Raw genomic sequence first — 25,686 nt, forward strand, 5'->3', positions numbered from 1 at the left:
GCAGCGGGTGCCGCTCAGCCGCCGCGACGGCCTTCCAGCGACTCCCAGCGGCCGTATGCCTCGGCCAATTCGGCTTCGACGGCCTTGAGTCGCCGTTGCGCGGCCTCGATCTTGTCGGCGGGCTGGCTGAAGAACTCCGGTCGGCTCATGGCCTCACCGAACTGCTGCTGCTCGGCTTCCAGCTTTTCGATGCGGCGCGGCAGCCGGTCCAGCTCGCGTTTCTCATCGCTGCTCAGACTGGCCACCGCGGGCTTGGCGGCAGCGGGGGCGGGCTTGACGACCACCACAGTGGCTGGCGCGGCGGCGACGGGACGCACCAAACGTGCCGTGCCGCCACGCTCGCGCTGCCAGTCCGCATAACCGCCGGCGACATCGACCACACGGCCCTCGGCCTCGAACACCAACGAGCGGGTGACCACGCGGTCGAGAAACTCACGGTCGTGGCTGACAACAATCACGGTGCCCTCGAAATCGGTGACCCGCTCTTCGAGCAGCTCCAGGGTTTCCACGTCGAGATCGTTGGTCGGTTCGTCGAGCACCAGCAGGTTGGCCGGACGGGCGAACAGCCGCGCCAGCAACAGGCGGTTACGCTCACCACCCGACAGCGCGCGCACCGGCGAACGGGCGCGGTCCGGGGTGAACAGAAAATCCTGCAGGTAGCTGATGACGTGGCGCTGCTTGCCATTCATCTCGACGAAGTCCTTGCCGTCGGCGATGTTGTCGATGACCGCGGAGTTGGGGTCGAGTTGGGCACGCAACTGGTCGAAGTAAGCAATTTCGAGTTTGGTGCCCAGCTTCACCGCACCTGAAGTGGGTGCCAAGGTGCCCAGCAGCAGGTGCAGCAGGGTCGTCTTGCCGGCTCCGTTGGCACCGATGATGCCGAGCTTGTCGCCGCGAATCAGGCTGGTGGTCAGGTTGCGGATCAGCGTTGCGCCGTCCCAGCCGAAGCTGACGTCGGTGAGCTCGGCCACCAGCTTGCCGCTGCGGTCCGCCTCCTGAATGTTCATCTTGGCAACGCCGGTCGCGTTGCGGCGTGCGGCAAACTGCTGACGCATTTCCATCAGCCGCTTGACGCGCCCCATGTCTCGGGTGCGGCGCGCCTGCACCCCTTTGCGAATCCACACTTCTTCTTCGGCCATGCGCTTGTCGAAGCGGGCCCGGTCCTGCTCTTCGGCGTGCAGCCGTTCGGCCTTGCGGCGCAGAAAATTGTCGTAATCACCCGGCCAGCTGGTCAGCTCGCCGCGGTCGAGTTCGAGAATGCGCGTCGCGAGGGCGCGCAAGAAGGCGCGATCGTGCGTGATGAACAGAATCGCGCCGGCAAACTGCTTCAGAAAGCCTTCGAGCCACTGGATGCTGGGAATGTCGAGGTGGTTGGTCGGCTCATCGAGCATCAGCAGATCCGGCTCGCTGACCAGCGCGCGACCGAGCAGCACGCGGCGCTTCATGCCGCCCGACAGCGCGCCAAAGCTGGCATCGGCTGGCAGTTCCAGCTGCTCGACGACGCTGGTGACGCGGGCCTCGAGCAACCAGCCGTTCTCGGCATCCAGCCGCGACTGCAACTGGCCCATACGCTTCAGATCCGGGTCCGGGTCCAAGGTCAGATGGTGGTACTCGGCCAACACCGCGCCCAGGTCACCCAGCCCCTGGGCGACCATGTCGTAAACACTGATCACCTCGGCGCGCGGCACGTCCTGCTCCAGCCGCGCGATCTTCAGACCGGTCATGCGCACCACTTCGCCGTCTTCGGGCTTGACCTCACCGCTGGCGACGCGCATCAAGGTCGACTTGCCGGCGCCGTTGCGGCCGATCAGGCAGATCCGCTCGCCCGGCTCTATGGTCAGGTCAGCCGCGTCCAGCAACACCGTGCTGCCGAGGCGCAGCGACACTTCACGAAACGCCAGCAACATGCACGCACTCACAACTTGAAAGGGCGCGCAGTGTAATGGGCGGCGACGTCCCCTCGTCCATCAGCGGTACGGCATGCCCTTCGCCGGGCGGTCACCGCGTGGGCTGAACGGTACCGCCCCGGCTGTCGCGACGGCCAGTGTGGCGCGCGCCTGCGTCCCACTACACTGCGCCGCAACACCGCCGGAGCCGCCCAATGACCGCCCACCCTGTTTCGCTGAGAGCCCAGCGCGCTTACGTGGCGTTGATGATGACGGTCATCAGCCGCGGGCTGTGCGCCGCCAGCATCAACGACGACGAAGTCCGCCGCGAGGTCGCGCGCTTTGCCCCCGGCTACCGCATCGTCATGACCGTGTTTCCGGACGGGCCGCGCTTTGCCCTCTCGGTGAGCGACGACCACCGATTTGTGCGCGGTGACTTCAGCGATGCCGAGGCCGATCTGGTGATCCGCTTCAAGCACATCAGCCACGCCTACCTGGTGTTCACCTTTCAGGAAGGGACGGCGCGCGCCTTTGCCAATGACCGCATGGTGGCCGACGGGGATATCTCGGACTCGATTCGCCTAGTGCGCTGCCTGAACCGTATGGAGGCGCTGATCCTGCCCGGCTTGGTCGCCCGGCGCGCCGTCAAGGAATACCGCCCACTGCCGCTGACCCAAAAGCTGCGCACCGCCGGCGGCATCTACGCACGGGTTGCCGCCAGCTTCTTCGGCCGCTGATTTTCACTCTTGGAGGAGACTGCGATGAGTAAGTCGTATTACGAATTTTTCTGCCCGGTCAAAATCATCGCCGGCCACAGCGCGCTGGAACACATTCCCTTCGAGCTGAGCACCCTGGGTGCCAAGCGACCGATGGTGCTCACCGACGCGGGCGTGCGCAAGGCAGGCCTGTTGGCGCCGGTGGAAGCCGCGCTGAACAGCGGCGGCATCGAGGTTGCAGCGGTGTTCGACGACGTACCGCCCGACTCCAGTCTGGCGACCGTCCGCGCCGCCGCCGCCCTGTATCGCGAGCACGACTGCGATGCCATTCTCGCCATCGGCGGTGGTTCGGTGATCGACACCAGCAAGGCGGTGAACATTCTCGTCTCGCTAGGCGGTGATGATCTGAAGGTCTATGCCGGCGCGCACAACCTGCCGCACCCGCTCAAGCCCCAGTTCGTGATTCCCACCACGTCAGGGACCGGCTCGGAGGTGACGCTGGCAGCGGTCATCAGCGACCCGGAGCGCTCAGTCAAACTGCCGTTTGCGTCGTACTACCTGATGCCCAACGCGACCATTCTTGACCCGCGGATGACGCTGACCCTGCCCGCCCACATCACCGCGATGACCGGCATGGACGCCATGACCCACGCGGTCGAGGCCTACACCTGTCTGGCCGCCAACCCGATTAGTGATGCCTACGCCACCGCCGCCATCCAGAAGATCGCCAACAACCTACTCACCGCCATCGACGAGCCGAAGAACGCCGACGCGCGGCTGGAGCTGGCGCAGGCCTCCACCATGGCCGGCATCGCCTTCTCGAACGCCATGGTCGGGCTGGTGCATTCGCTGGGCCACGCCACTGGTGCGGTTTGCCACCTGCCGCACGGCCTGTGCATGAGCCTCTACCTGCCCTACGCGCTGGAATTCAACAAGTCGGTCAACGGCGCGCGCATCGGCGAGCTGCTGTTGCCACTGGCAGGCGCCGAGGTCTATGCCAAAACCCCGCCGGCACAACGCGCGCAGGCCGCCATCGACTTCATTCGCCGACTGCGTGACCAACTCCACGCCAAGACCCAATTGCCGCGCACCCTGCAGGAGACCGGCAAGGTCAGGCGCGATCAACTGGGCGAAATTGCCGACCGGGCGCTCAATGACGGGTCGATTATTTTCAACCCCAAGGAAGCGGATCTTGGGCAGCTTGAGGCGATACTCGAGAAGGCTTGGGGGTGAGTAGTGATGCCGGCGCTTGCCGGTTTCGGCGCCCGCTCGGCCCGTCTTGATAAGCCCGCGATTGTGGGTTTAATGAACGACCCCGGCCGCTTGATGGCCCCACTGGTTGGTTTCAGACGTCTCAACGCTTGTTTTGAGGGCTCAGTGGCCGGGACTGCCCCAGGCGGGGCACTTACTTTTCTACTGCTAGAAAAGTAAGCAAAAGAGCCACCCCGTGTTTCGGCTTTGGGCTTGTAGCCCAAAGGCCCCTGCGCTTCTCGCGTCAGGCGGGCTTGCGCAAACTCGCTGCGCTCAGACAAGCGCAAGCCTTGATCGCCTGCCGCTGCGATGCTCGGCCGAAACAAAGGGGGAGAACGTCAAAGGCAAAAGCAAAAGCAGCGCGCCGGTGACGCTTTGGCTTTTGCTGTTCAACCCCCGTCTGACCGGGCCGAGCATCGCAGCAGGGGCGGGATCAGACTCGCGGTTGTCTGAGCGAAGCGAGTTCCGCGAGGCCCCGCCTCTGCGAGAAGCGCAGGGCACCCCGCGTTAGCGGGGCCCGGCAGTGGGGCACCTTCTTTTGGTTCCTTTTCTTGGTGCAAGAAAAGGAACTGCCCCGCCGGGGGCAGTCCCGGCCAACTGCACCATCAATTCAGCGGTGAGGGTTTTGAAACCCTAAGTGACCTGGGCAGGCTCTGCATCGCGCCTCGCAGTTCGCGCCCGCTCGCATCCGTCGGTCGTTGTGCCGAACGAAGCGGCCGACCCGAGCCCGGACGAGGGGCCGGCGCAGCGGGATCGTCCGGATCAGCGAGTGGTCGCCAGCGGGCGATGATTGGGCGCGCCAACCCTCACCGCGCGTTGCGGTTCGCGCCCGTCCGCAAACGGAGCGCGTTCAGGCGAATGAAGCCCTCCGCATCCTTCTGGTTGTATGCCCCGCGATCATCCTCAAACGTCGACAGGCGCGCATCAAACAGCGAATCGTCGGAGCGTCGGCCCAGCACGGTGACGCCGCCCTTGAACAGCTTGAGCTTGACCTCGCCGTTGACGCGGGTCTGGCTCTCGTCGATCAGGGCTTGGAGCATGCTGCGCTCGGGCGAAAACCAGTAGCCGTTGTAGATCAGGCTGGCGTACCTGGGCATCAGCTCGTCCTTGAGATGCGCCTGTTCGCGGTCGAGGCACAGGCTTTCGATGGCGCGGTGCGCGCGCAGCAAAATGGTGCCACCCGGGGTTTCGTAGCAGCCACGGCTCTTCATGCCCACGTAACGGTTTTCGACGATGTCGAGTCGACCGATGCCGTGCTTGCCGCCGAGCGCATTGAGGGTGTCGAGCACCTCGAACGGGCTGAGTGCCTGGCCATTGATTGAGACGGCATCCCCGCGCTCGAAGCCGATGACAATTTCTTCGCCCTGCTCGGGCGCTTGTTCCGGGTCGGTGGTCCAGCGCCAGATGCTGTCGTCCGGCGTCCACCACGGGTCTTCGAGGCCGCCGCCCTCATAGGAAATATGCAGCGCGTTGGCGTCCATCGAGTACGGCGAGCTGCCGTCCTTCTTCTTGGCGATGGGAATGCCGGCATCGGCGGCGTAGGCCAGCAGCTTCTCGCGGGAGTTGAGGTCCCACTCGCGCCACGGCGCAATCACCTGCGCCTCGGGCCACAGGGCATAGGCGCCCAGTTCGAAGCGCACCTGGTCGTTGCCCTTGCCGGTGGCGCCGTGGGCGATGGCCTGGCAGCCGGTCTGGCGGGCAATCTCGACCAGGCGTTTGGTGATCAGCGGCCGGGCGATGGAGGTGCCGAGCAGATACTCGCCTTCGTAGATGGCGTTGGCGCGGAACATCGGGAAGACGAAATCGCGCACGAATTCTTCGCGCAGGTCGTCAATGAAAATCTCTTTCACGCCGAACTGTTCGGCCTTGGGCCGCACGTGATCGAGCTCTTCCCCCTGACCGATGTCGGCGGTGAAGGTCACCACCTCGCAGTGGTAGGTGTCCTGCAGCCACTTGAGGATGACCGAGGTGTCGAGGCCGCCGGAGTAGGCCAGCGCGACTTTCTTGATGGGAGATGCCATGGCAGATCAATTGCCTTCAGACGAGAAAAAGGGGCGCACAGTATAAGGCTGCCGCTACACTGCTCCGACATGGAGACTCCAGAACCCAAGCCCAAAATCGGTCACCGCTTCCGCGGTTTCCTGCCCGTCGTCGTTGATGTCGAGACCGGCGGCTTCAACAGCCAGACCGACGCCCTCCTTGAGGTGGCCGCCGTCATTCTCGGGGTCGATGCCCACGGTCACCTCGCCCCCAGGGAAACCCTGTTTGCCGCCGTGACGCCGTTTGACGGCGCCAACATCGAGAAGACGGCCATCGAGTTCAACGGCATCAAGGTTGACAACCCGCTGCGACTGGCGCTTGACGAGCGCGAGGCGCTGGAGAAAATCTTTCGCCCGATCCGCCGTGCAGTGAGCGAGAACGGCTGCAAGCGCGCCATTCTGGTCGGCCACAACGCCCACTTTGATCTCGGCTTCATCAATGCCGCCGTGGCGCGCACCGGCTACAAGCGCAATCCGTTCCATCCGTTCTCGGTGTTCGACACGGTCACACTTGCCGGTGCCGCGCTGGGACAGACGGTGCTGGGCCGTGCGCTGGTGGCCGCCGATCTCAGTTACGACACCAATGAGGCACACAGCGCGATCTATGACGCCGAGCAGACGGCGGCGCTGTTCTGCCAACTGGTCAATGCGCAGCAGCCGCTTTACGAGGCTGCCAAAGCGCGCATTGCGGCCGCCGCCGTGACGCCCGACGCGTAAGCCCGATGGCCTCGCCCCGCGTGCGCATGGTGATGGTTCGTATCGCGACCGGGTTTTTCGTGATCAGCCTGATCGTCATCACCGCCATCAAGGTGATTTATGGTGGCGGCGCACGCTTCCCCGAACCGCATCTGCCGCCCGCGCGCCTGGCGCTGGACGCCGCCGAGCGCGTCGCGCAGTTGCCGACCCCGGTGCTCGCCATTGCCGCGGCGCCCAGCGGACGGCTGTTTTTCGGCCTGCACGTCCGCGGCACCCGCGTCCAACCACTGGTCGAATGGGTGGACGGCAGCGCCCAGCCCTACCCGCCGCTCGACAAGCGGGTCGAAGGCGACGCGCTGCACACCGTGTCGGCCCTGGCGCTCGATGCCGAGTCGCGGCTGTGGGTGCTGGACCACGGCGAGCACGGCCTGTATCCGGCGCGACTGGTGGCTTTCAATCTGTCCAATGGCGCGCGGGTGCACGATTTCGAGTTGCCGCGGGCGCTGGCACCCCGTGGCAGTTACCTCAGCGACCTTGCTGTGACCCGCGACGGTCGCACCGTGGTGATGGCCGATGCCAGCTACGTTGCCCGCCAGCCGGCACTGGTGATTTACGACAGTCAGCGACGCGAGGCGCGGCGTCTGCTGGAGCGCGATGTCAGCGTCGTACCCGAGCGTTATACCCCAAGGGTCGGTCGGCGGCGTATGGAGCTGTTCGGTTTGATCAGCGTCAGGCCCGGGGTCGATGCGCTGGCCATCTCTGCGGACGAGCGCTGGCTCAGTTGGGCCGTGCCCAGCCAGACCGGCCTCGCCCGGGTGATGCTCAGCGACCTGCGCAACACCGCTCTGACCGCCGAGCAACTGTCGCGGCGGGTCGACGTCAGCCCTGACAAACCGTTCAGTGAAGGCCTGGTCGCCCTGCCCGGCGGCGACTGGGTAACCGCTGCGCCGATCTCGCAAAAAATCGTTCGTCTGAACGTCCGGGGTCAGCGCGAAAGCTGGGTCGAGGGCGCGCTGGGCTGGCCCGGCGCCCTGGAACTCTCCGCCGACGGCCATCTGTACTGGAGCGACAAGGCCATCGACCGCACCGCTGGCCGCCTGCCCTTGCAGGTCAGCGGGACCGGGCCTTACCCGGTCTACCGCATCCGCGCCGCACTGCCCTGAGGGTTGCCGTCCACGCTGTCATCAAACCGTCTCGCAAGCGTCACAAAGCCACAACGGCGCAGAAATACAGTGCCGCTGTCCTTGTTGACCAGAGGTACCGCGATGACGCAACTGATCGAACTGCCGCGCCCGAACGTCGAGCCTGCAGCCCCGCGTTTCCGGCTGGGGTTTGCTGAAACCGCCGACGCCGTTCGCGCCACCCAGGCGCTGCGCTACCAGATCTTCGCCGGTGAACTCGGCGCCCAGATCGACGGTGATGGCCTCGACATCGATCATTTCGATGCCTACTGCCAGCACCTCACCGTTCACGACAACGAGACCGGCCAACTGATCGCCTGCACCCGTCTGCTGACCAGCGAGCAGGCAGAACGCGCGGGCGGCTTCTACTCGGCTGGCGAATTCGACCTGGCCATGATTGACAGCCTGCCCGGCAGGGTGATGGAAATCGGCCGCACCTGCGTGCATGCCGACTTCCGCAGCGGCGCCGCCATCGCCACCCTGTGGCAGGGCATTGCGGCGTACGTCATCGACCATCATTACGACTATCTGTTTGGCTGTGCCAGCATCGGCCTCGAAGACGGCGGCGGCAGCGCCCACGCCATCCTCGAACAGATTCGCGGTAAGTACATGGCGCCCGAGCGCCAACATGTGCGGCCCTTCCAGATGCTGCCGCTGGCCGACGCCCGCCCGGTTGACAAGCCACGTTTGCCGCCGCTGCTCAAGGCTTATGTGTCGCTCGGGGCCAAGGCCTGCGGCGAGCCTTACTGGGATCAGGACTTCAATTGCGCCGACGTGTTCATGCTGCTTGATGTGTCGGAATTGAACCCGCGCTACGCCCGCCACTTTCTCGGCCGTGACGAGCGCCGCAGCACGACGCTGCCGGCCATCCTCTGAGCGTGCCGCCCCGCCTCAACTGGGCAAGACGCAGCCTGCGTGTCCTGCAACTGCTGATCCACACCGTCTGCGGCGTGCTGCTGGCGGGTGCGGTCAAGCTCGACCCGACCGCCCGGCTCGACCCGACCCGGCTGGGTCAGTGGTGGGCACAACGCCTGCTGACGATTCTGAACATTCGCCTGACCTGCCACGGCCAAGCTGCAGAGGGCGGCCGGGTCATTGTCGCCAACCACGTGTCATGGCTGGATATTTTTGTTCTGCTGGCTGCCGAACCGACACGCTTCGTGGCCAAGTCGGAGATTCGCGACTGGCCCATCGCCGGCGCGTTGGCGAATGCGCTGGGGACGTTTTACATTCGGCGCGGCAAGGGCGCGTCCGCGCCGCTGGTGGAACGCCTGGTGCCGCACCTGCAAAGCGGGGGCGTGGTGGTGATCTTCCCCGAGGGCACGACCTCCGACGGGCGTCAGGTCCTGCCCTTCCACCCACGGCTGTTTGCTGCGGCAGTGGAAAGTGGCGCGGTCGTTCAACCGGTTGCACTGCACTATGGCGCGACGGCCGACGGCCAACATCCCGCGCCATTCGTCGGCGATGACGACCTGCTCAGCCACCTGCGCCGTCTGTTGGCGGTGCCGTCACTGACGGCAGCCTTGCATTACTGCCCTCCGCTGCCGCCGGGCAGCCCGGGCGTCCGTGAGGACCTTGCGCGCAGCGCGCAGCAGTCCATCGAGCGCACCTTGGGACTGACGCCCAGCACTCGACGGCCCCGCCGAATCTCGAAGTGGTCCGATGCGTCTGAAACGCAGGTGGTTCGGCGCCAGGCGCAACGGCTGGCGTAAACTTGTGCTCCGCTTCAACGGATGTCGCTTCATGTCGCAGGCCACGACCCCCACCCGCCCGGCGCCACTGATTGCCGGCGAAAAGCTCCGCGGCGCCGAAAAGATGGCGCGGATCCCGATCAAGATCGAACCCACCGTCCAGGCGCCCCGCAAGCCGGCATGGATTCGCGCCTCGCTGGGCAACGCCGCCGAGGTGCAACGGGTCAAGTCGGCGCTGCGCGACAACGCGCTGCACACGGTCTGCGAAGAAGCCGGCTGCCCCAACCTCGGCGAGTGTTTCAGCAAGGGCACCGCCACGTTCATGATCATGGGCGCCATCTGCACCCGACGCTGCCCGTTCTGCGATGTGGCCCATGGTCGCCCCAATGCGCTCGATGTCGACGAGCCGGTGAAGCTGGCGCAGACCATCCGCGACATGAAGCTGCGCTACGTGGTTATCACCAGCGTCGACCGCGACGACCTGCTCGATGGCGGCGCCGCGCACTTTGCCGCCTGCATCCGCGAGTCGCGGGCGCTCAACCCTGCGCTCACCATTGAAGTGCTGGTACCTGACTTCCGCGGCCGCATGGATCCGGCGCTGACCATCTTCAACGACACCCCGCCCGACGTGTTCAACCACAACCTGGAAACCGTGCCGCGTCTGTACAAGCAGGCGCGTCCGGGCTCCGACTACGACTGGAGCCTCGACCTGCTCGAGCGCTTCAAGGGCCTGCACCCCCGCGTGCCGACCAAGTCGGGGCTGATGCTGGGGCTCGGCGAAGAGATTGCCGAGATCGAACAGGTGATGCGCGATCTGCGCGACCACGGCGTCGACATGCTGACCCTGGGTCAGTACCTGCAGCCGAGCAAGCATCACCTGCCGGTCGCCCGTTTCGTGCACCCCGACGAGTTCAACCGGCTGCGTTACGTGGGTGAGGCGATGGGCTTCTCGCATGTGGCGAGCGGCCCGATGGTGCGCTCCAGCTACCACGCCGACCAACAGGCCGACGGTGTGCTCAAGCCGGCCGCCTGACCCATGAACGACGTTCAGATCGAAGAGTCCCAAGTCCGCAAGTTCGCCGCGGTCTACGCCGAGGCCGTGCTCACCTGGTTGGACAGTGGCGAAGCGCAGTGGCTGACCTGGGACGGCCATTCGCACCGCTTCGATTTCATCTCGGTCGAGCGCGACCCGGACGATCAGGGCCAGCTCATCGTGCTGACCATCGCCGAACTCTGGCAGCGCCAGCTCGGTGAGTTGGACGAGATCACCGATCCCGAGCACGACCATTTCGACGCCGACGCGCTGCGCAACGCCGTCGAACACCGGCTCGTCGAAGAAGGCCTGGGCGAGCGGATACTGAAAGGCTACCTGGAGCAGGTGGCGCGCATCACCGCACAGCTGGAAGCGCAGTTTGACGATGGCGACGACGGGCCGGACAACCAGTAAGCCCTGACCAGAGCATCCGCCCACAAAAAAGCCCGATCAATAATCGGGCTTTTTTTGTGGGCGGTGACGACCGGGCGAAATACTCCATCCAATCAGCACCCACGACGGGTGAGTCGGGCGACTAGTTCCGCTTCATCGCGTCAAAGAATTGCGCGTTGGTCTTGTTGACTTTGATGCGGTCGATGAGCATTTCCATGGCGCCGATTTCATCCATGTCGTGGATGATCTTGCGCAGGATCCACATCTTGTTCAGGTCGCCCGGATCCAGCATCAACTCTTCGCGGCGGGTGCCGGAGCGGTTGATGTTGATGGCGGGAAACACACGCTTTTCTGCGATGCGGCGCTCAAGGTGCAATTCCATGTTGCCGGTGCCCTTGAACTCCTCGTAGATCACTTCGTCCATTTTCGAGCCGGTTTCGACCAGCGCGGTGGCGATGATGGTGAGGCTGCCGCCCTCTTCGATGTTGCGGGCCGCGCCGAAAAAGCGCTTGGGCTTCTGCAGGGCGTTGGCATCGACACCACCGGTCAGCACCTTGCCGGAGCTGGGCTGCACGGTGTTGTAGGCCCGCGCCAGGCGGGTGATGGAGTCGAGCATGATCACCACATCGCGCTTGTGCTCGACCAGGCGCTTGGCCTTTTCGATGACCATCTCGGCCACCTGCACGTGACGCGTGGCGGGCTCGTCAAAGGTCGATGAAATGACCTCGGCGCGCACCGTGCGCTGCATGTCGGTGACTTCTTCCGGACGTTCATCGACCAGCAGAATGATGAGGTACACGTCCGGATAGTTGGCGGCAATCGACTGCGCCACGTTCTGCATGAGCATCGTCTTGCCGGCCTTGGGCGGGCTGACGATCAGGCCGCGCTGGCCTTTGCCGATGGGGGCGACCAGATCGACGATGCGGGTGGTGATGTCTTCCGTGCTGCCATTGCCGCGCTCGAGCTTGAACTGCTCGGTGGCGAACAGCGGCGTCAGGTTTTCGAAGTTGACCTTGCGACGTGAGACCTCGGGCAGCTCGAAATTGATCGTGTCGATCTTGAACAGCGCGAAGTACTTTTCGTTTTCCTTGGGCTGGCGCACGCGGCCGGCAATCGAATCGCCGGTGCGCAGGCCGAAACGGCGAATCTGCGTTGGCGACAGGTAGACATCGTCGGGGCCGGCCGCGTAAGACGCGTCGGGACCGCGCAGAAAGCCGTAGCCATCCTGCATCAGTTCGAGCACGCCCTCGGCATAAATGTGCTCGCCGCGACGGGCCGCAGCGCGCAGGATTTGCACGATCAGGTCCTGCTTGCGCGCCCGGGCGATGCCTTCCAGCCCCTCTTTCTCGGCCAGCGCCAGCAGGCCGGCGGCAGTCATCTGCCGCAGGTCAAGCGCGCGAATGACTTTGGGCGGCGGGCGGTCGGCGACCGGAATCGGATTGCCATCGGCATCGAGAGGGACGAACTCGACCTCTTCTTCCTCGATGTCCTCCGGCAAGTTGGCGACGTCGACGTCTGCGACGTTGCCGGGTGAGCCCCCGTTACCGTTGGGGTTTTTGCGACCGCGCGGGTGGCGACGGCGCTGCTTCATGCGGGGAGGCGGTTGATTAGCCAACGTTGAGATGCGGGGTCACGAAACCAGTCAGCTGGGCCTTGGCAACGGCTCCAACCTGCGTGGCGGCGACTTTGCCGTCCTTGAAAAGTAGAAGGGTGGGAATGCCACGAATGGCAAATTTGTTGGGTGTTTCGGGATTTTCGTCGACGTTGAGCTTGACGACCTTGAGCTTGCCAGCCTGTTCGGCGGCCACCTGGTCGACGATGGGACCCACCATGCGGCAGGGACCACACCATTCGGCCCAGAAGTCGACCAGCACCGGGACGTCTGATTTCAGGACTTCGCTTTCGAAGCTGGCATCGGTTACCGCGCTGACATTTTCGCTCATGGCAGGTTTCCTTTGATTCAGTGCTGGGGCACGCCAAACACGGCGCGTTGAGAGGCTTGAGTAAGGGGAGAGCACATCACTGGAACCCGGCCGTGAGGCGCCTGAGGGTGTAGAGTAACGGGTTATTAACCGAGTCCGGATTGCCGCGTTTTATGATTCTTGGCTTTCGCTGAGAAGCCACGCGGGTGCCGAGTTGATGGCTTTATTTGAGCCCAACTGCGCGCCAGATGCAAGCCGGTCATATCAGATCAATGACTTTTTACCGGCTGCCGGCATGACACAACCTGACCATCTGTCCGATCTGCGTTTCGACGCACTCCCGCTGCACCCCACGCTGCTGAGCAGCATCGCCCAACTGGGCTTCACCCATTGCACGCCGATTCAGGCTGAAACCCTGCCGCGTGCATTGCGGGGTGAAGACTTGGCGGGGCAGGCGCAGACTGGCACCGGCAAGTCGGCGGCATTTCTGCTGGCAACCCTGAATCACTTGATGAGCAAGCCGCGCAGCGACAGCACTGACGGGACTTCGCCGCGCGCCATTGCGCTGGCGCCGACCCGTGAATTGGCCATCCAGATTCAGAAGGATGCCGCCGGACTGAGCGTCAATACCGGCGTGAAAATCACCGTCTGCTACGGCGGCGCCGGGTACGACAGCCAGCGGCAGGAACTGACCGAGGGCGTGGACCTGTTGATCGGCACGCCCGGCCGCATCATCGACTTCTTCAAGCAGGGCGTGTTCACGCTCAAGGAAATCGAAGTGCTGGTGCTCGACGAGGCCGACCGCATGTTCGACCTCGGCTTCATCGACGACATTCGCTATCTGCTGCGGCGCATGCCCAAGCCGGAGTTGCGCCGAAATTACCTGTTCTCGGCGACGCTGAGCCAGCGCGTGCTCGAGCTCGCCTACGAGCACATGAACAACCCCGAGCGCGTCGAAATTGTCTCTGAGCAAGTCACTGCCGACCGGGTACAGCAAAAGCTGATTCACGTCGCCAACGACGAAAAGTTGCCGCTGCTGGTCGGCTGGCTGCGCGTCCACGAGCCGAATCGCACAATGGTATTCGTCAACACCAAGCGCGCCGGTGAAGAGATTGAGCGCACGCTGATTGCCAACGGCTTCAACGCGGCAATCCTGTCAGGTGACGTCGCGCAGACCAAGCGCATCAAACTGCTGGAGGCCTTCAAAGCCGGTGAGCTGCCGATTCTGGTCGCGACCGATGTCGCCGCGCGTGGCCTGCACATTCCTGACGTGTCGCATGTCATCAACTTCGACCTGCCGCAGGACGCCGCCGACTACGTCCACCGCATTGGCCGCACCGCGCGCGCCGGGCAAAGCGGGGACGCGTTGTCGTTCTGCTGCGAGAGCTGGGTCTATGGCCTGCCGGCGATCGAGAGCTACATCGAGCAGCGCATTCCCACCGAATCGCTCAACGAAGTCTGGTTGGCCACTGACCTGATACGCCCGCCGCGCCCGCCACGCCCGCCAAGTCGCGATGGGGGTCGCCGCGGCGGTGGAGGTGGAGGCGGCGGGCGCCGCCACAGCGGACGCCGCTAGTGCAGCGCTTCTGACAAAGCGTTAGGAGCTGGCGAGTGTGATTGAGTGCAGATTGAGGCGCGAGGAGGAGTGATAGTGGGCACTATCGCGACGATGAGCAACGAAGAGATGTGCTCAAGCGCGCCGCCAGAACGAATGAATTGTTGGAAGCGCTGCACTAGTGTCCTTTAACAAAAGTTCATAGAACGATTATGAGTGACCGTTGTCCATCTTCCCTGACTTGAGGGAGGATGCGGAGATGACGGGACGCAAACCCATTGGGCTGGAGCTGACACCCACCGAGCAATCGGAGTTGGAGCAGTGGGCTCGTCGTCGCAAGACGCCGTCGGCGGACAAGCAGCGTGCGCAGATCATTCTGGGGTGCAGCCTTGGATTGTCGGGCCGCGAAGTGGGACAGCGCTGCGGGGTGACGACGCAAACCGTGTCGAAGTGGCGGCGGCGTTTTGAGCAGTACCGGATCGCGGGATTGAGCGATGCGCCGCGCACGGGTCGACCGCGCACGATTAACGACGACAAAGTGTCGGAAGTCATTGAGAAGACTTTGCATAGCCGTCCAGCCAAGGCGACGCACTGGTCGACGACTTTGATGGCCGAAGAGACTGCCCTCAATGCCATGGCAGTCAGCCGCATCTGGCGCGCCTTTGGGCTCAAGCCGCACCGGCTGGAAACCTTCAAGTTGTCGACCGATCCGCACTTTGTTGACAAAGTGCACGACATCGTCGGTCTGTATCTGAATCCGCCAGATCGTGCCTTGGTGTTGTGCGTTGATGAAAAAAGCCAGATTCAAGCCCTGAACCGTACCCAACCTGGCTTGCCGTTGCGTTTCGGGTCTGCCGAAACCACGACCCACGACTATGTGCGACACGGCACGACGACCTTGTTCGCAGCGCTGGATATCGCCACCGGCGAAGTCATTGGTCGCTTGCACCGGCGGCATCGCAGTGCGGAGTTCCTGGCGTTCCTGCGCGCACTGGATCGTGAGGTGCCCAAGCACCTCGATATTCATCTCATTCTCGACAATTACGGCACGCACAAAACCGAAGCGGTCCGCGCTTGGTTTGCCGCCAGACCGCGCTATCACCTGCACTTCACCCCGACCTCAGCTTCCTGGCTCAATCTGGTAGAACGCTTTTTCTCGCTGTTGTCACAGCGGTGGATCAAACGTAACGCCCACACCAGTACCAACGACCTTGAGCGATCCATCCGCCACTACCTCAAAACCTACAACCAGGACCCCAAACCCTTCGTATGGCGCAAATCCGCCGATGAAATCATCTCGGCTATCGCCCGCCTCTCTGATCGAATCAATAATAAAGTGAACTTTTGTTAAAGGACACTAGACCGCCCGCCACTGCAGCTGCACGGCGGTCGCGCCGTCGTCGTAGTAGCCCGGTCGCAGACCTCGAAGCTCGAATCCCAATGTCGCGTACAGGGCGCGCGCCGCGACGTTGTCGTCGCGCACTTCGAGGCGCAGCCCGGCAGCGTCGGCCACCGTTGCGGCGTTCATGACCGCTTGTATGAGACGCCGCGCAAGGCCGCGACCGCGCGCTTCGGGGTGCACCACCACCGAATAAACACGCCACCAATGCGTGTCGCAGCGGCTCAGGCACACGAGGTTGGCGCAGACCATGCCGGCATCGTTGTCGATCACCCAGACCCGTGCACGCGGGTTGCGCAGCAGCGCACGCCAACTGCGGCGCGTCATGCGGTCACCCGGGAACAACGCCTCCATGTCCAGCAGCGCTGGCAGATCACGGTCGGTCGCGGGCCGACAGGTCGAAGTCACGCTCATCCGCTGCGCGTGCGCGCTTCAAGCCGCTTGATGAAGTAGCCCATCACCCGCTGGTACAGCGCGTCCTTGAGCACCAAATCTTCGATGCCAAAGTCGATGTTGGGGTTGTCGTTGACCTCGATCACCGTCACCGCGTTGCCGAACTGTTTCAGATCGACCCCGTAGAGCCCCTGCCCGACCGTCTTCGCCGCCTGGATGGCGATGCTCAACACGTTGGCCGGCACATCTTCGACGGCGAGGGTCTCGTGGGCACCTTCATCTTTTTCGCCGGCGGCGTCGCGGCGAATGATCTGCCAATGGTCCTTGGCCATGAAGTAGCGGCAGGCATAGATGGCCACGCCGTCGAGCACGCCGATGCGCCAGTCGTACTCGGTCGGTGTGAAACGCTGGGCGATGATCAGGTCCGAGCGTTCGAGCATGGCGCGTGTTTGGCGCTTGAGTTCGGCCTCGCTCTCGACCTTGATCACACCTTTCGAGAACTGAGAGTCCGGCTGCTTGAGCACGCACGGAAAGCCCAGATCACGGGCAATTTGACTGACGTTGCCGCGATGGACGATCAACGTTTCAGGTTGCGGAATACGCTGCCGGGTCATCACCTGGGCGAGAAAGACCTTGTTGGCCGCGCGCAAAATCGACAGCGGATCGTCGAGCACCACCAACCCCTCGCGTGCTGCGCGGCGGGCAAATCGGTAGGTGTGGTGGTTCACCGCCGTGGTTTCGCGGATGAACAGGGCGTCGAACTCCGCCACGTGGCCATAGTCGCCCTTGTCGAGAAACTCCACGTCAAAGCCCAGATCGACCGCCGCCTTCTCGAAGCGCTTCAGTGCCTGCGCGTTGGAGGGCGGCTCGGCTTCGTTGGGGTTAACCAGAATGGCGATGTCATAGCGCGCCGACTCGCGCTTGATCCGCGGCGCGCGCTTGCGCAAAAAATAATCCGACGCCGCTTCAAGCAGAAATTCGTGGTGCCCCTCCGGCACCTCGCCGAGCGCCAACGCGGCCACGCCATCAACGCGCCAACGGTTGTCGCGCCAGAGAAAATCGACCTGCAGCAACGGCGCGGGAAACAGGTTGAACAGCGCCCGCGCCAAACGCTCGTGGCGTTTGGCCATGCACCGCGAAAAGTAGATGTTGAGCGAGTAATGCTCCGAACCCAGCCGCGCCAGCGATTGATTGATCAGGTCGTCAACTTCGTCATTGATGATGCGCGGGCTGTCGGCCAGCTTCAGGTCTTGGATGGTGGTGACATCCGGCAGCGCTGCGTGGCCACGCGCACTGGCCAGCAGTGACACGTAATAGCCAATGCTCTGGTATGAAAACGAGCGACACAGGTTGTAAACCCGCGCACGGCGCGGCTTTACGAACGCCTCGTCATTGAGGTAGGTCCAGCCGGTCACGACCTCGACGCCCGGCACTTTGATCGGCCAGTCGGTCAGTCGATCGACCACCACCACGCCCATCATGACTGGGTGCACTCCCCATTGGTCACGGGTCCGGACGGGCGGGCAACCAGGGGCGGCATGGGGACGTCAAACCTGCGCGATAAAAAGGGTGAAAATGCTATCACGCAGCGCTTGGAACGCCGCAGCATTTCGACGCCATGACACCCCTTCTCGCGGTCATCATTCCGACCCTTAATGAAGCGCTGACCCTGCCAGCGCTGCTGGAGGACCTGCGCAGGCAGACCGGCGTGACCCTGGAGGTCTGGATCAGTGACGGCGGCTCGGACGACGCCACCGTCAGTCTTGCCCGTTCCGCCGGGGCGCAGGTGGTGAGCGGAGCGCCCGGCCGCGGCGCGCAGATGAACCGCGCCCACGCCCGGGCGCAGCCCTCGATGCGGCTTTTCCTCCATGCAGACTCGCGCCTCAGCCGCCCCGACCAACTGGCCCGCGCGCTGCAGGCGTGGCAAACGGCCGGGGGGCGCGGCATCGCGGGGCACTTTCCGTTGCGCTTTATCGATGCACCAGCGGCCCACCGGCGGCTTTTTGCGTTCATGGAAGCCAAGACCCGTAGCGGTCGCCCCGGCACCATTCATGGTGACCAGGGGCTGCTGATTCACCGCGACGATTTTGACGCACTGGGTGGTTACCGAGAGGCCCGCCCCTACTTCGAAGACGTGCATCTGTCCGAGGCCGTGTTCGCCCGGGCCCGCTGGCGCCTGCTGCCGGATGCGCTGCACACCTCGACACGGCGCTTCGTCGCCGAGGGTGCCAGCCAGCGCTACGCGTTGATGGGCCTCATGATGGCCGCCCACGCGATGGGCGACGACGACTTCTTTGACACCAGTCGGGCGCTCTACCCTCCGCAAAGGAACGCGCAGGCACGGTCGGTGAAACCCTTTGCGTGGCTGCTGGTCAGACGCACATGTCGGGCGCCGAGGCGTTGGCCAAGGCTGCTCCGCTATGCAATACAGAACGCTTGGCAATTGCCCCTTGTGGTACGGCACTGGCGCAACCGATAGGTCAGCTTGGCCCTACCCGCCCATCGCCTCGTCATGGTGGTGTCTCGGCGAACTGGTATTCTCACGATTCTTTCTTGTTTTCAGCAGGTTCAGATGCCACAGACCCCCTCCACGCGCAGTTTTGAGCGCGCTGCGCTCAACTGGCCAGCGGTGATCATGTTTGTGCTCACGACCGTCCCGGCCGTGACCCTCTTCCCGTGGTACCTGATCACCGTGGGCTTCGACACGTTCGAGGTCATCAGCTTCGTGCTGCTGCTTGGCGCCACGGGCTTGTCGATCACCGCCGGCTACCATCGTCTGTGGGCCCATCGCGCCTACGAAGCACACCCCCTGATGAAGATTCCGCTGATGCTGTTCGGTGCCATGGCACTGCAAAACAGCATCCTCATCTGGGCGTCGATGCACCGTATCCACCACAAGCATGTCGACGACGAGGATCACGATCCGTACTCGGCCAAACGCGGTCTATGGTTCTCACACATGGGCTGGATGCTGCGGAATTACCCGTCCAGCGAACTCGACTACAAAAACGCGCGCGACCTCAAGGACGACCCTATCGTCATGTTTCAGCATCGCCATTATCTGGCGCTGGCGCTGGGCATGAATTTTGGTCTGCCGGCCCTGCTCGGCTGGATCAATGGCGACCTGTGGGGCAGCCTGCTGCTTGCGGGTGTGATGCGCTTGGTGATCAGCCAACACGTGACGTTCTTCATCAACTCGCTGGCCCACTACTGGGGCCGCCAGCCGTACACCAGCGCCAACACCGCGCGCGACAACGACGTTCTCGCCCTGGTCACCTACGGCGAGGGTTATCACAACTATCACCATCTTTTTCAGTGGGACTATCGCAACGGCATCCGCTGGTGGCATTTCGATCCCACAAAATGGCTGATCGCCGCATCAAGCTGGGTCGGGTTGGCGAGCGACCTCAAGCGTGTGCCGAACTTCGTGATCCAACGCGCGATCCTGCAACGTCAGTTCGAGATCGCCCGCGAGCGCATCAGCCATGCGGGGCGGGAAACCGATCCACGGCTGGCGCGCCTGCACGGCCTGCTGGAACAGGAATGGCAGCATTTCAGCCATACCCTGGCCGAATGGACGCAGCTACAGTCCGAGCGTTTTGACGCGGCCAAACAACAACTCGCCGATCAGTGGGAAAACAGCGACATGCGCAAGCGACTGCGCACGCTGGAAACCAATCTGCGGCAACAGAGTGCCCGCGTTCGGCTACTGCACCTGCAAGCCGCCTGAGCCTCGACAGGCCAGACAACGACCCCGGCCTGGTGCCGGGGTTTTTTATGCCGGCTGACAGCCGGTCTTCGGTTAAGTGGAGGGCATTACTGTTGATGCGAGGCTCACGCCCATTAGCTTGCACCCATCACTTGACGCGCTCGGCGTTGATGACAGGCGCAACGGGTGCCGCATCAATCGTAAAATTAAGGTTGATCCTGTTCCCGAAACAATTTGCGCCACGCGCCAAACAGACGATCCCGGCCCAGAGACGCTAGGCTGCGCCGCCCACCATCAAATCTGCACCCACATTGGCCATGCCCAAAATCACCTTCACTGAGCCCGACGGGACAACCCACATCGTCGACGCGGCGCCAGGCCAATCGGTGATGCAGATTGCGGTCGACAACCTGGTGCCGGGCATCTTTGGCGACTGCGGCGGTTGCTGCAGCTGCGCGACCTGTCACGCCCATATTGATTCGGCGTGGTTGGATCGACTGCCCGCGCCCAGCGAGGACGAAACGCTGATGTTGGAGGGGTCGGTGGAGGTGAACCCCAACAGCCGACTGTGCTGCCAATTGAACGTCAGCGACGCAATTGATGGCCTCGTGGTGCACTTGGTGCTTGACGGCGCGTGAGCCGCCAACGCCGCATGGTAGAAAAACAGTCCGCAACCCTAAGGGGCTGGCGGTAGCGAGCCTAACGGAGTTGACGGGCCGACCCTAGCGCGGCACGAGCATCTCGCCAACACTGTCGTTGAATCGCGACGAGCCCGTCAGGTTCTGGCCGCCATCGACGGTCAGCAGCGCACCATTGACATAGCTGCCCAACGGCGAGGCCAGTACCACGGCCATCTGCGCGATTTCGTCGGGCTGGCCCATGCGCCCCATCGGCACCATGTCGGTCCAGAAGTCGGGCTTGTCCTTGGGCGTCAGCCGTGCCATGCCTTCGGTGCCGGCAATCGGGCCGGGCACCAGACCGTTCAGGCGAATGCCGTGACGGCCCCACTCCAGCGCCAGCGTGCGCATCAGCATGTCGACGCCGGCTTTGGCCGCCGCAACGTGGGCCTGGTACATGAATGGCACAAACGATTGGCCGCCCGAAATGAACAAGACCGTGCCGCCGGTTTCGCGCAACTGATCAAAGGCAACGCGGGCGGTATTGAAGCTGCCGATCAGGTCGATGTCGACCACGGTGCGAAAACCCTTGGGGCTCATCTGCTCAGCCGGTGCGACAAAGTTGCCCGCCGCACCGCAGACAAGGTGTCGCACCGGGCCCCATGCGGCCCGCACTTCGTCGAATGCGACCTGCAAGGCATCGGCGTCGCGAACATCGGCCGCCTGGGTGCGCACGGTGCCGCCGAGTGCGCGAATCTGCTCGGCCGCTGCGTCCAAGGTCGCGGCCGTGCGGCCACAGATCACCACCTTGGCGCCCAGCCGCGCGAAAGCACGGGCAATGGCGAAGTTGATACCACTGCCACCACCGGTGACGAATGCGACTTCTCCGGCGAAGAGGTCTTTGGGCAGTATCGCCAGCGCGTCCATGGGCGCGCTCAAAGTCCCGACGCCAGATGGCGACCGATGATGATTTTCTGGATATCGGAGGTGCCTTCGTAAATCTGGCAAACCCGCACGTCACGATAGATGCGCTCGACCGGAAAATCTTCCACATAGCCGTAGCCACCCAGGGTCTGGATCGCCGCCGAACACACCGCCTCGGCGGTTTCGGAAGCAAACAGCTTGGCCATGCAGGCTTGTTCAAGACAGGGCTGGCCAGCGTCCTTGAGTCGCGCGGCCGACAACACCAATTGGCGCGCAGCCTCCAGGCGGGTCTTGGCGTCGGCGAGGCGAAAACTCACCGCCTGATGTTCCATCAACGACTTGCCGAAAGCCTGGCGATCACCGGCATAGCCGATGGCGCATTTCAGCGCGGCCTGCGCCATGCCGACGCTCTGGGCGGCAATACCAATGCGGCCGGCCTCGAGGCTGGACAGGGCGATCTTGTAGCCCTCGCCTTCTTCACCGATACGCAGCGCCGCCGGCACGCGCAGGTCGTCAAACGCGAGGCTGGCGGTGTCGGAGGCGCGCTGGCCCAGCTTGTGTTCGATCTTGCTCACCCGGTAGCCGAGGCTGTCAGTGGGCACCAGAAAGGCGCTGATGCCGCGCTTCGGATTCGCCGTGTCGGTGACCGCAAACACCACCGTCCACTGCGCCAGTTGGCCCGAGGTGATGAACTGCTTGGCGCCGTTGATCACGTAATGATCGCCGTCACGCACCGCGCGGGTGCGCAGCGCGCTGGCGTCGGACCCGGCCTGCGATTCGGTAAGGGCGAAGGCGCCGATGAATTCACCCCGCGCCGCCGGCCGCAGCACATCGTTCTTTTGGGTGTCGCTGCCGTAGCGCTCAAGAATGGCGCAGAACGGTGCATTGTGAACGCTCATCACCGTCGACACCGCGCCGTCGCCTTCGGCCACCGCCATCAAGGCCAGCGCATAACTCACGTAGTCGGCACCGGCACCGTCAAAGTCGGGCGATACCGTCATGCCCAGCAGACCGATCTCGGCCATGCCGCGAATCACGTCGGGCTCGATGGCAGCGGCAGCTTCACGCGCGGCGGCACCGGGGGCCAGCACCTCGCGGGCAAAGCGCGCGGCGGCATCGGCAATCATTTGCTGGTCTTCGGTGTAGAGGCTCATTCAGTCGTCCTCAGCGGCCGGCAAAATCGGCGGGCCGCTTGGCCAAAAAGGCGCTCACGCCCTCGCGAAAGTCGGCAGACCGCGTGCCGGAGGCAAAGGCCTCGCGCTCGGCTTCGAGCTGGGTGACCAGATCAGCGCCGAGGCTGGCATCGGCAAGCCGCTTATAGCGTCCGTAGGCGGCAGTCGGCCCCTTGGCCAGTTGCGCGGCGACGGTGGCGGCCTCGGTGTCGAGTTGCTCGGCCGCGACCACGCGGTTGATCAGGCCGTAGGCCAGCGCCTGATCAGCATCCCAGGTAGGGCTCAGCATCATCAACTCGGCTGCGCGGCGCGGCCCCAGCAGGCGCGGCAGAAACCACGTCCCGCCACAATCCGGTGCGGCGCCGATTCGGTCATAAGCGAGCACGAAGCGCGTCCCCTGTGCGGCCAGCACCAGATCGCAACCGGCCATCAATGACAGGCCGGCGCCGGCCACTGCGCCGTGCACCACGCCCAGCACCGGGGCATTCAAGCTGCGCAGCGTGATGATCGCCGGGTGCAACGCGTCGAGCAGGTCATGGACGACCGAGGCAGCCTGGTCGAAGTCGTCCGCAAAACGCGACAAATCGCCTCCCGCAATGAACGCGCGCCCGGCGCCGCGCAACACCACGCAGCGGACGTCCGGCATCTGGCGCAGCGGCAACACCGCCGCGCAGATGGCGCGGGCAGTGGGCACGTCCAGCGCATTCAGCACTTCGGGGCGGTTGACGGTGATGGTGGCGATGCCGGTTTCGGCATCGACCGTGCGCAGGGCAAGCGACATGAAAACTCCGCAGTTTGAAGGTTGGGCGGCGGCCATTGTGCCGCCGCCAATTTAGGGTGTGCCGGAGGGAATGAACTTGTCGGCGTGGATGCGTTCTTCCGCCACACCGAGGCCGATCAGCTTGCGTTCGACGGCCTCGACCATGCCGAGATTGCCGCAGATGAACGCCGACACTTGCGCAAAGTCGAGCCCCAGTTCCGGCCCCAATGCCTCGGTCACGAGGCCGCGCGGGCCGGCCCACGTCGAACCCTCGGGTTCGTGCGACAGGATGGTCACCACTCGCACCCGATCAGGCGCTTGGTCAACCAGGGCTCTCAGATACGGCTCGGCAAACGTGTCGGTGGCGCTGCGCACGCCCAGCACGATGGTGAACTTGGCTGTTGTCGAGCGGCGAAGACGATCCGCCACGATCGACAGGATCGGTGCAATCCCGGTTCCGCCGGCCACGCAGAGCCCGTCGCGGTCGTATTCGTCGACACCCATCACGCCAAAAGGCGCTTCCATCCAGAACTTGGTGCCGCTGCGGTCTTCAGCAAACAGCCATTCGGAGAACCGCCCACCGGGCAGGCGCTTGACGAGAAAGCCGACTTCGCTGGCCGGCGCGCCGTTGTCCATTGGGGGGGCGTCGTAGAACGAATAGCTGCGTCGGGTGAACGAACCCGACTCGGCAATCGTTGCGTACTGACCAGCATGAAAATGTACGGGGGTATCGAGTGCCAGCCGCAGGTCGATGACCTCGCCCGGCAACTTGCGCCAGCGGCTGACGCGCGCCGACACGGTGGTCACCGGCAACATGGTGTGATGCCCCAACTTGACCTCGACCACCAAATCACCGCGCACCTTGGCCTGGCAGGCAAGCACGAAACCCGCTTCGATTTCGGCGTTCTTCAGCGGTGACAGCGCAAGGTCGACCATCGGACTGACCCGCCCCGAGATCAACCGCGTCTTGCAGGTGCCACAGACGCCGACTCGGCAGTTGTGCGGATATTCAATGCCCTGGTCGATGGCGGCCTTGAGCAGCAGGTCATTGCGACGGATGTCGAAAACGTCTTCACTGCCGTCCTTGCCGCGCACGGTGATCCGGCACAGGTCGGCCCGCGTCGCCGCTGACGGCGCTTTCTGCTTGAGCATGGTGTTGATCCGTCAGGCTTCTGCGACACGCCAGATACCGGGCGGCAAGTCATTCACCGGGTCGGGCTGGTTCAGCTCGTGCCAGCCGGCGCGTTCATTTTCACGCCGCGCGATTTCGCGCTCCTGTGGGCTCGCGTAATGCTGGTCCCAATGCTTGAGCAGCGGCTTGATCATCATGAAAAACAGCGGTGGCACGAAGGCCAGCAGCACCACCAGCAGAAACTGCGGCTGTACCGGGCCATTGGTGTCGGGTTCGAGCTTGTAGAACGGTTTGTAGCTGTCTTCGTGGTGGCCCGCGTGGTTGGTGATCTCAAGCGCCAATATGCGTGTCAGCGGGCTGATGTGGTTCCAGGTGTGGTGTTTCTCGAAGCGCCCCGGCGTCGCCGAAATCAGCCCGTAGTGATTCACATAATTGAACACTTCCAGCATCATCCGCGGCCCCAGCAGCAGGCTGAGAATCGCCAGCACCGTACCCAGCAGGCCGCCCAGTGCGTAAAGAATGCCGGTGAAGATGACCAGGGTCGCCGCCTTGTAAACCCAGGCGTTGCGCGGGTCAAACCACTTGCGACCGCGCTTGGTCCACATCATTTTCTCGAGGTGATAGGCCTCTTTCCACTGGCCCGGGAAGGTCCGAAGAATGTGGCCGTAAACCGTGTCGCCGCGACGCGCGTAGTCGGGGTCGTCGGGGGTCGCGACACGCATGTGGTGGGTAACCACATGGGTGATCTCACGCCAGGGGTCATAAATCAGGCACTGGCCGGTGCGGCCCAACCAGCGCAGCACGAACTCCTCGCGATGAAACAACTCGTGCACCGGTGGCGCACCGATCACGAAGCCGATGAACACCATGCTGACAAAGGCGCCAATCGACGAGGCGGTGGTCTCGAAATGCCCGGAACCCACCAGCCACGCGTAGAAAAAAATGTTGCCGAAGCTGGCCAGCACCGTCATCGCGCAGATCACGTCATAGATCCGCACGTAACGCTGATCGCGCATGGAGTAGTCGCGCGGCAAGAAGGCGTCGAAGCACAACACACCCACCAGTGCCGCCAGCCCGATCCAGGTGTAGTTGCCACCCATCCACATGCCCCAGGCATGGAGGCTGAGAATCGCCGGGGACAGTAAATATTTGAAGTAGTCGGTCATGTGATCTCTCCTGCCGGGAAGCGGGCGCGCCGTCAATCAGCTAATCAGCGC

The 25,686-nt window shown here is 63.8% G+C and carries 24 protein-coding genes; 13 read left to right on the forward strand and 11 right to left on the reverse strand.

From position 1 onward, the window contains the following. Positions 1-14: 14 nt before the first annotated feature. Entirely contained in the window at positions 15-1,907 is a 1,893-nt protein-coding gene (locus U741_RS0116130) for an ATP-binding cassette domain-containing protein (protein WP_029891477.1), read from the reverse strand. A gap of 194 nt (positions 1,908-2,101) precedes the next feature. Between U741_RS0116130 and U741_RS0116135 the strand changes: the two genes are divergently transcribed. Continuing rightward, on the forward strand, positions 2,102-2,623 hold the full coding sequence (locus tag U741_RS0116135; protein ID WP_029891478.1) for a hypothetical protein: 522 nt from the start codon (positions 2,102-2,104) through the stop codon (positions 2,621-2,623). 24 nt (positions 2,624-2,647) lie between these two features. Next, positions 2,648-3,835 (forward strand): iron-containing alcohol dehydrogenase, encoded by a 1,188-nt coding sequence (locus tag U741_RS0116140; RefSeq protein ID WP_029891479.1) that lies wholly within the window; start codon positions 2,648-2,650, stop codon positions 3,833-3,835. 824 nt (positions 3,836-4,659) lie between these two features. Here U741_RS0116140 and U741_RS0116145 read toward each other — a convergent pair. Further along, complete coding sequence (locus U741_RS0116145; protein ID WP_029891480.1) at positions 4,660-5,874, reverse strand: argininosuccinate synthase; 1,215 nt, start codon at positions 5,872-5,874, stop codon at positions 4,660-4,662. Positions 5,875-5,943: 69 nt separating this feature from the next. Between U741_RS0116145 and rnt the strand changes: the two genes are divergently transcribed. The 6 genes from rnt (at position 5,944) to U741_RS0116175 (ending at position 10,907) form a co-directional block, all read left to right on the forward strand. Next, on the forward strand, positions 5,944-6,609 hold the full coding sequence (gene rnt, locus U741_RS0116150) for a ribonuclease T (RefSeq protein WP_084154961.1): 666 nt from the start codon (positions 5,944-5,946) through the stop codon (positions 6,607-6,609). Between the two features lie 5 nt (positions 6,610-6,614). After that, positions 6,615-7,751: an L-dopachrome tautomerase-related protein gene (locus U741_RS0116155; protein WP_029891482.1), complete on the forward strand. Its 1,137-nt coding sequence runs from the start codon at positions 6,615-6,617 to the stop codon at positions 7,749-7,751. Positions 7,752-7,853: 102 nt separating this feature from the next. Beyond that, positions 7,854-8,645 (forward strand): GNAT family N-acetyltransferase, encoded by a 792-nt coding sequence (locus U741_RS0116160; protein ID WP_029891483.1) that lies wholly within the window; start codon positions 7,854-7,856, stop codon positions 8,643-8,645. Positions 8,646-8,647: 2 nt separating this feature from the next. Beyond that, positions 8,648-9,481, forward strand: coding sequence for a lysophospholipid acyltransferase family protein (locus tag U741_RS0116165; protein ID WP_052378918.1), 834 nt, complete (start codon positions 8,648-8,650; stop codon positions 9,479-9,481). A 31-nt stretch (positions 9,482-9,512) separates the two neighbouring features. Further along, entirely contained in the window at positions 9,513-10,493 is a 981-nt protein-coding gene (gene lipA, locus U741_RS0116170) for a lipoyl synthase (RefSeq protein ID WP_029891485.1), read from the forward strand. A 3-nt stretch (positions 10,494-10,496) separates the two neighbouring features. Continuing rightward, on the forward strand, positions 10,497-10,907 hold the full coding sequence (locus tag U741_RS0116175) for a hypothetical protein (protein ID WP_029891486.1): 411 nt from the start codon (positions 10,497-10,499) through the stop codon (positions 10,905-10,907). Between the two features lie 121 nt (positions 10,908-11,028). Here U741_RS0116175 and rho read toward each other — a convergent pair whose 3' ends face one another. Further along, on the reverse strand, positions 11,029-12,477 hold the full coding sequence (gene rho / locus U741_RS0116180; protein WP_436240155.1) for a transcription termination factor Rho: 1,449 nt from the start codon (positions 12,475-12,477) through the stop codon (positions 11,029-11,031). Positions 12,478-12,493: 16 nt separating this feature from the next. Continuing rightward, complete coding sequence (gene trxA / locus U741_RS0116185; protein ID WP_029891488.1) at positions 12,494-12,829, reverse strand: thioredoxin TrxA; 336 nt, start codon at positions 12,827-12,829, stop codon at positions 12,494-12,496. A 274-nt stretch (positions 12,830-13,103) separates the two neighbouring features. Between trxA and U741_RS0116190 the strand changes: the two genes are divergently transcribed. Together U741_RS0116190 and U741_RS0116195 are read left to right on the forward strand one after the other, a co-directional pair. Continuing rightward, complete coding sequence (locus U741_RS0116190) at positions 13,104-14,384, forward strand: DEAD/DEAH box helicase (RefSeq protein WP_029891489.1); 1,281 nt, start codon at positions 13,104-13,106, stop codon at positions 14,382-14,384. 238 nt (positions 14,385-14,622) lie between these two features. Beyond that, the gene (locus U741_RS0116195) at positions 14,623-15,714 is read left to right on the forward strand and encodes an IS630 family transposase (protein ID WP_029889557.1); all 1,092 of its coding nucleotides are present in this window, start codon (positions 14,623-14,625) and stop codon (positions 15,712-15,714) included. 6 nt (positions 15,715-15,720) lie between these two features. On the opposite strand, the gene U741_RS0116200 is transcribed toward U741_RS0116195, so the two are convergent. Continuing rightward, the gene (locus U741_RS0116200) at positions 15,721-16,176 is read right to left on the reverse strand and encodes a GNAT family N-acetyltransferase (RefSeq protein WP_029891490.1); all 456 of its coding nucleotides are present in this window, start codon (positions 16,174-16,176) and stop codon (positions 15,721-15,723) included. Further along, the gene (locus U741_RS0116205) at positions 16,173-17,648 is read right to left on the reverse strand and encodes a RimK family ATP-grasp domain-containing protein (protein ID WP_235200562.1); all 1,476 of its coding nucleotides are present in this window, start codon (positions 17,646-17,648) and stop codon (positions 16,173-16,175) included. The genes U741_RS0116200 and U741_RS0116205 overlap by 4 nt, the downstream gene beginning before the upstream one ends. 125 nt (positions 17,649-17,773) lie before the next feature. On the opposite strand from U741_RS0116205, the gene U741_RS0116210 reads away from it, so the two are divergent. The 3 genes from U741_RS0116210 (at position 17,774) to U741_RS0116220 (ending at position 20,502) form a co-directional block, all read left to right on the forward strand. Beyond that, the gene (locus U741_RS0116210) at positions 17,774-18,634 is read left to right on the forward strand and encodes a TIGR04283 family arsenosugar biosynthesis glycosyltransferase (RefSeq protein ID WP_052378919.1); all 861 of its coding nucleotides are present in this window, start codon (positions 17,774-17,776) and stop codon (positions 18,632-18,634) included. Between the two features lie 93 nt (positions 18,635-18,727). Further along, positions 18,728-19,885, forward strand: a complete 1,158-nt coding sequence (locus tag U741_RS0116215) for an acyl-CoA desaturase (protein WP_029891493.1) — start codon at positions 18,728-18,730, stop codon at positions 19,883-19,885. A 296-nt stretch (positions 19,886-20,181) separates the two neighbouring features. Beyond that, entirely contained in the window at positions 20,182-20,502 is a 321-nt protein-coding gene (locus U741_RS0116220) for a 2Fe-2S iron-sulfur cluster-binding protein (RefSeq protein ID WP_029891494.1), read from the forward strand. Positions 20,503-20,586: 84 nt separating this feature from the next. Here U741_RS0116220 and U741_RS0116225 read toward each other — a convergent pair whose 3' ends face one another. The 5 genes from U741_RS0116225 to U741_RS0116245 are packed head-to-tail and all read right to left on the reverse strand — an operon-like array spanning position 20,587 to position 25,635. After that, positions 20,587-21,420, reverse strand: coding sequence for an SDR family oxidoreductase (locus U741_RS0116225; protein WP_200872747.1), 834 nt, complete (start codon positions 21,418-21,420; stop codon positions 20,587-20,589). After that, the gene (locus tag U741_RS0116230; RefSeq protein ID WP_029891496.1) at positions 21,417-22,559 is read right to left on the reverse strand and encodes an acyl-CoA dehydrogenase family protein; all 1,143 of its coding nucleotides are present in this window, start codon (positions 22,557-22,559) and stop codon (positions 21,417-21,419) included. The genes U741_RS0116225 and U741_RS0116230 overlap by 4 nt, the downstream gene beginning before the upstream one ends. Before the next feature lie 10 nt (positions 22,560-22,569). Continuing rightward, the gene (locus U741_RS0116235) at positions 22,570-23,358 is read right to left on the reverse strand and encodes an enoyl-CoA hydratase/isomerase family protein (protein WP_029891497.1); all 789 of its coding nucleotides are present in this window, start codon (positions 23,356-23,358) and stop codon (positions 22,570-22,572) included. A gap of 51 nt (positions 23,359-23,409) precedes the next feature. After that, positions 23,410-24,489: a 2Fe-2S iron-sulfur cluster-binding protein gene (locus U741_RS0116240; RefSeq protein ID WP_029891498.1), complete on the reverse strand. Its 1,080-nt coding sequence runs from the start codon at positions 24,487-24,489 to the stop codon at positions 23,410-23,412. Between the two features lie 12 nt (positions 24,490-24,501). Continuing rightward, on the reverse strand, positions 24,502-25,635 hold the full coding sequence (locus tag U741_RS0116245; protein WP_029891499.1) for a fatty acid desaturase: 1,134 nt from the start codon (positions 25,633-25,635) through the stop codon (positions 24,502-24,504). Between the last annotated feature and the right edge of the window lie 51 nt (positions 25,636-25,686).

Source organism: Polycyclovorans algicola TG408, assembly GCF_000711245.1.
In the GTDB taxonomy this organism is placed as follows: domain Bacteria; phylum Pseudomonadota; class Gammaproteobacteria; order Nevskiales; family Nevskiaceae; genus Polycyclovorans; species Polycyclovorans algicola.

Excerpts from the sequence above, each read along its gene's own strand:
- U741_RS0116190 (WP_029891489.1), top strand. The coding sequence starts at position 13,104 with ATGACACAACCTGACCATCTGTCCGATCTGCGTTTCGACGCACTCCCG.
- U741_RS0116220 (WP_029891494.1), top strand. The coding sequence starts at position 20,182 with ATGCCCAAAATCACCTTCACTGAGCCCGACGGGACAACCCACATCGTC.
- U741_RS0116245 (WP_029891499.1), bottom strand. The coding sequence starts at position 25,635 with ATGACCGACTACTTCAAATATTTACTGTCCCCGGCGATTCTCAGCCTC.
- rnt (WP_084154961.1), top strand. The coding sequence starts at position 5,944 with ATGGAGACTCCAGAACCCAAGCCCAAAATCGGTCACCGCTTCCGCGGT.
- trxA (WP_029891488.1), bottom strand. The coding sequence starts at position 12,829 with ATGAGCGAAAATGTCAGCGCGGTAACCGATGCCAGCTTCGAAAGCGAA.
- U741_RS0116240 (WP_029891498.1), bottom strand. The coding sequence starts at position 24,489 with ATGCTCAAGCAGAAAGCGCCGTCAGCGGCGACGCGGGCCGACCTGTGC.
- U741_RS0116145 (WP_029891480.1), bottom strand. The coding sequence starts at position 5,874 with ATGGCATCTCCCATCAAGAAAGTCGCGCTGGCCTACTCCGGCGGCCTC.
- U741_RS0116195 (WP_029889557.1), top strand. The coding sequence starts at position 14,623 with ATGACGGGACGCAAACCCATTGGGCTGGAGCTGACACCCACCGAGCAA.
- U741_RS0116200 (WP_029891490.1), bottom strand. The coding sequence starts at position 16,176 with ATGAGCGTGACTTCGACCTGTCGGCCCGCGACCGACCGTGATCTGCCA.
- U741_RS0116135 (WP_029891478.1), top strand. The coding sequence starts at position 2,102 with ATGACCGCCCACCCTGTTTCGCTGAGAGCCCAGCGCGCTTACGTGGCG.
- U741_RS0116160 (WP_029891483.1), top strand. The coding sequence starts at position 7,854 with ATGACGCAACTGATCGAACTGCCGCGCCCGAACGTCGAGCCTGCAGCC.
- U741_RS0116215 (WP_029891493.1), top strand. The coding sequence starts at position 18,728 with ATGCCACAGACCCCCTCCACGCGCAGTTTTGAGCGCGCTGCGCTCAAC.
- U741_RS0116130 (WP_029891477.1), bottom strand. The coding sequence starts at position 1,907 with ATGTTGCTGGCGTTTCGTGAAGTGTCGCTGCGCCTCGGCAGCACGGTG.
- U741_RS0116155 (WP_029891482.1), top strand. The coding sequence starts at position 6,615 with ATGGCCTCGCCCCGCGTGCGCATGGTGATGGTTCGTATCGCGACCGGG.
- U741_RS0116140 (WP_029891479.1), top strand. The coding sequence starts at position 2,648 with ATGAGTAAGTCGTATTACGAATTTTTCTGCCCGGTCAAAATCATCGCC.
- U741_RS0116175 (WP_029891486.1), top strand. The coding sequence starts at position 10,497 with ATGAACGACGTTCAGATCGAAGAGTCCCAAGTCCGCAAGTTCGCCGCG.
- U741_RS0116235 (WP_029891497.1), bottom strand. The coding sequence starts at position 23,358 with ATGTCGCTTGCCCTGCGCACGGTCGATGCCGAAACCGGCATCGCCACC.
- rho (WP_436240155.1), bottom strand. The coding sequence starts at position 12,477 with ATGAAGCAGCGCCGTCGCCACCCGCGCGGTCGCAAAAACCCCAACGGT.
- U741_RS0116230 (WP_029891496.1), bottom strand. The coding sequence starts at position 22,559 with ATGAGCCTCTACACCGAAGACCAGCAAATGATTGCCGATGCCGCCGCG.
- lipA (WP_029891485.1), top strand. The coding sequence starts at position 9,513 with ATGTCGCAGGCCACGACCCCCACCCGCCCGGCGCCACTGATTGCCGGC.
- U741_RS0116210 (WP_052378919.1), top strand. The coding sequence starts at position 17,774 with ATGACACCCCTTCTCGCGGTCATCATTCCGACCCTTAATGAAGCGCTG.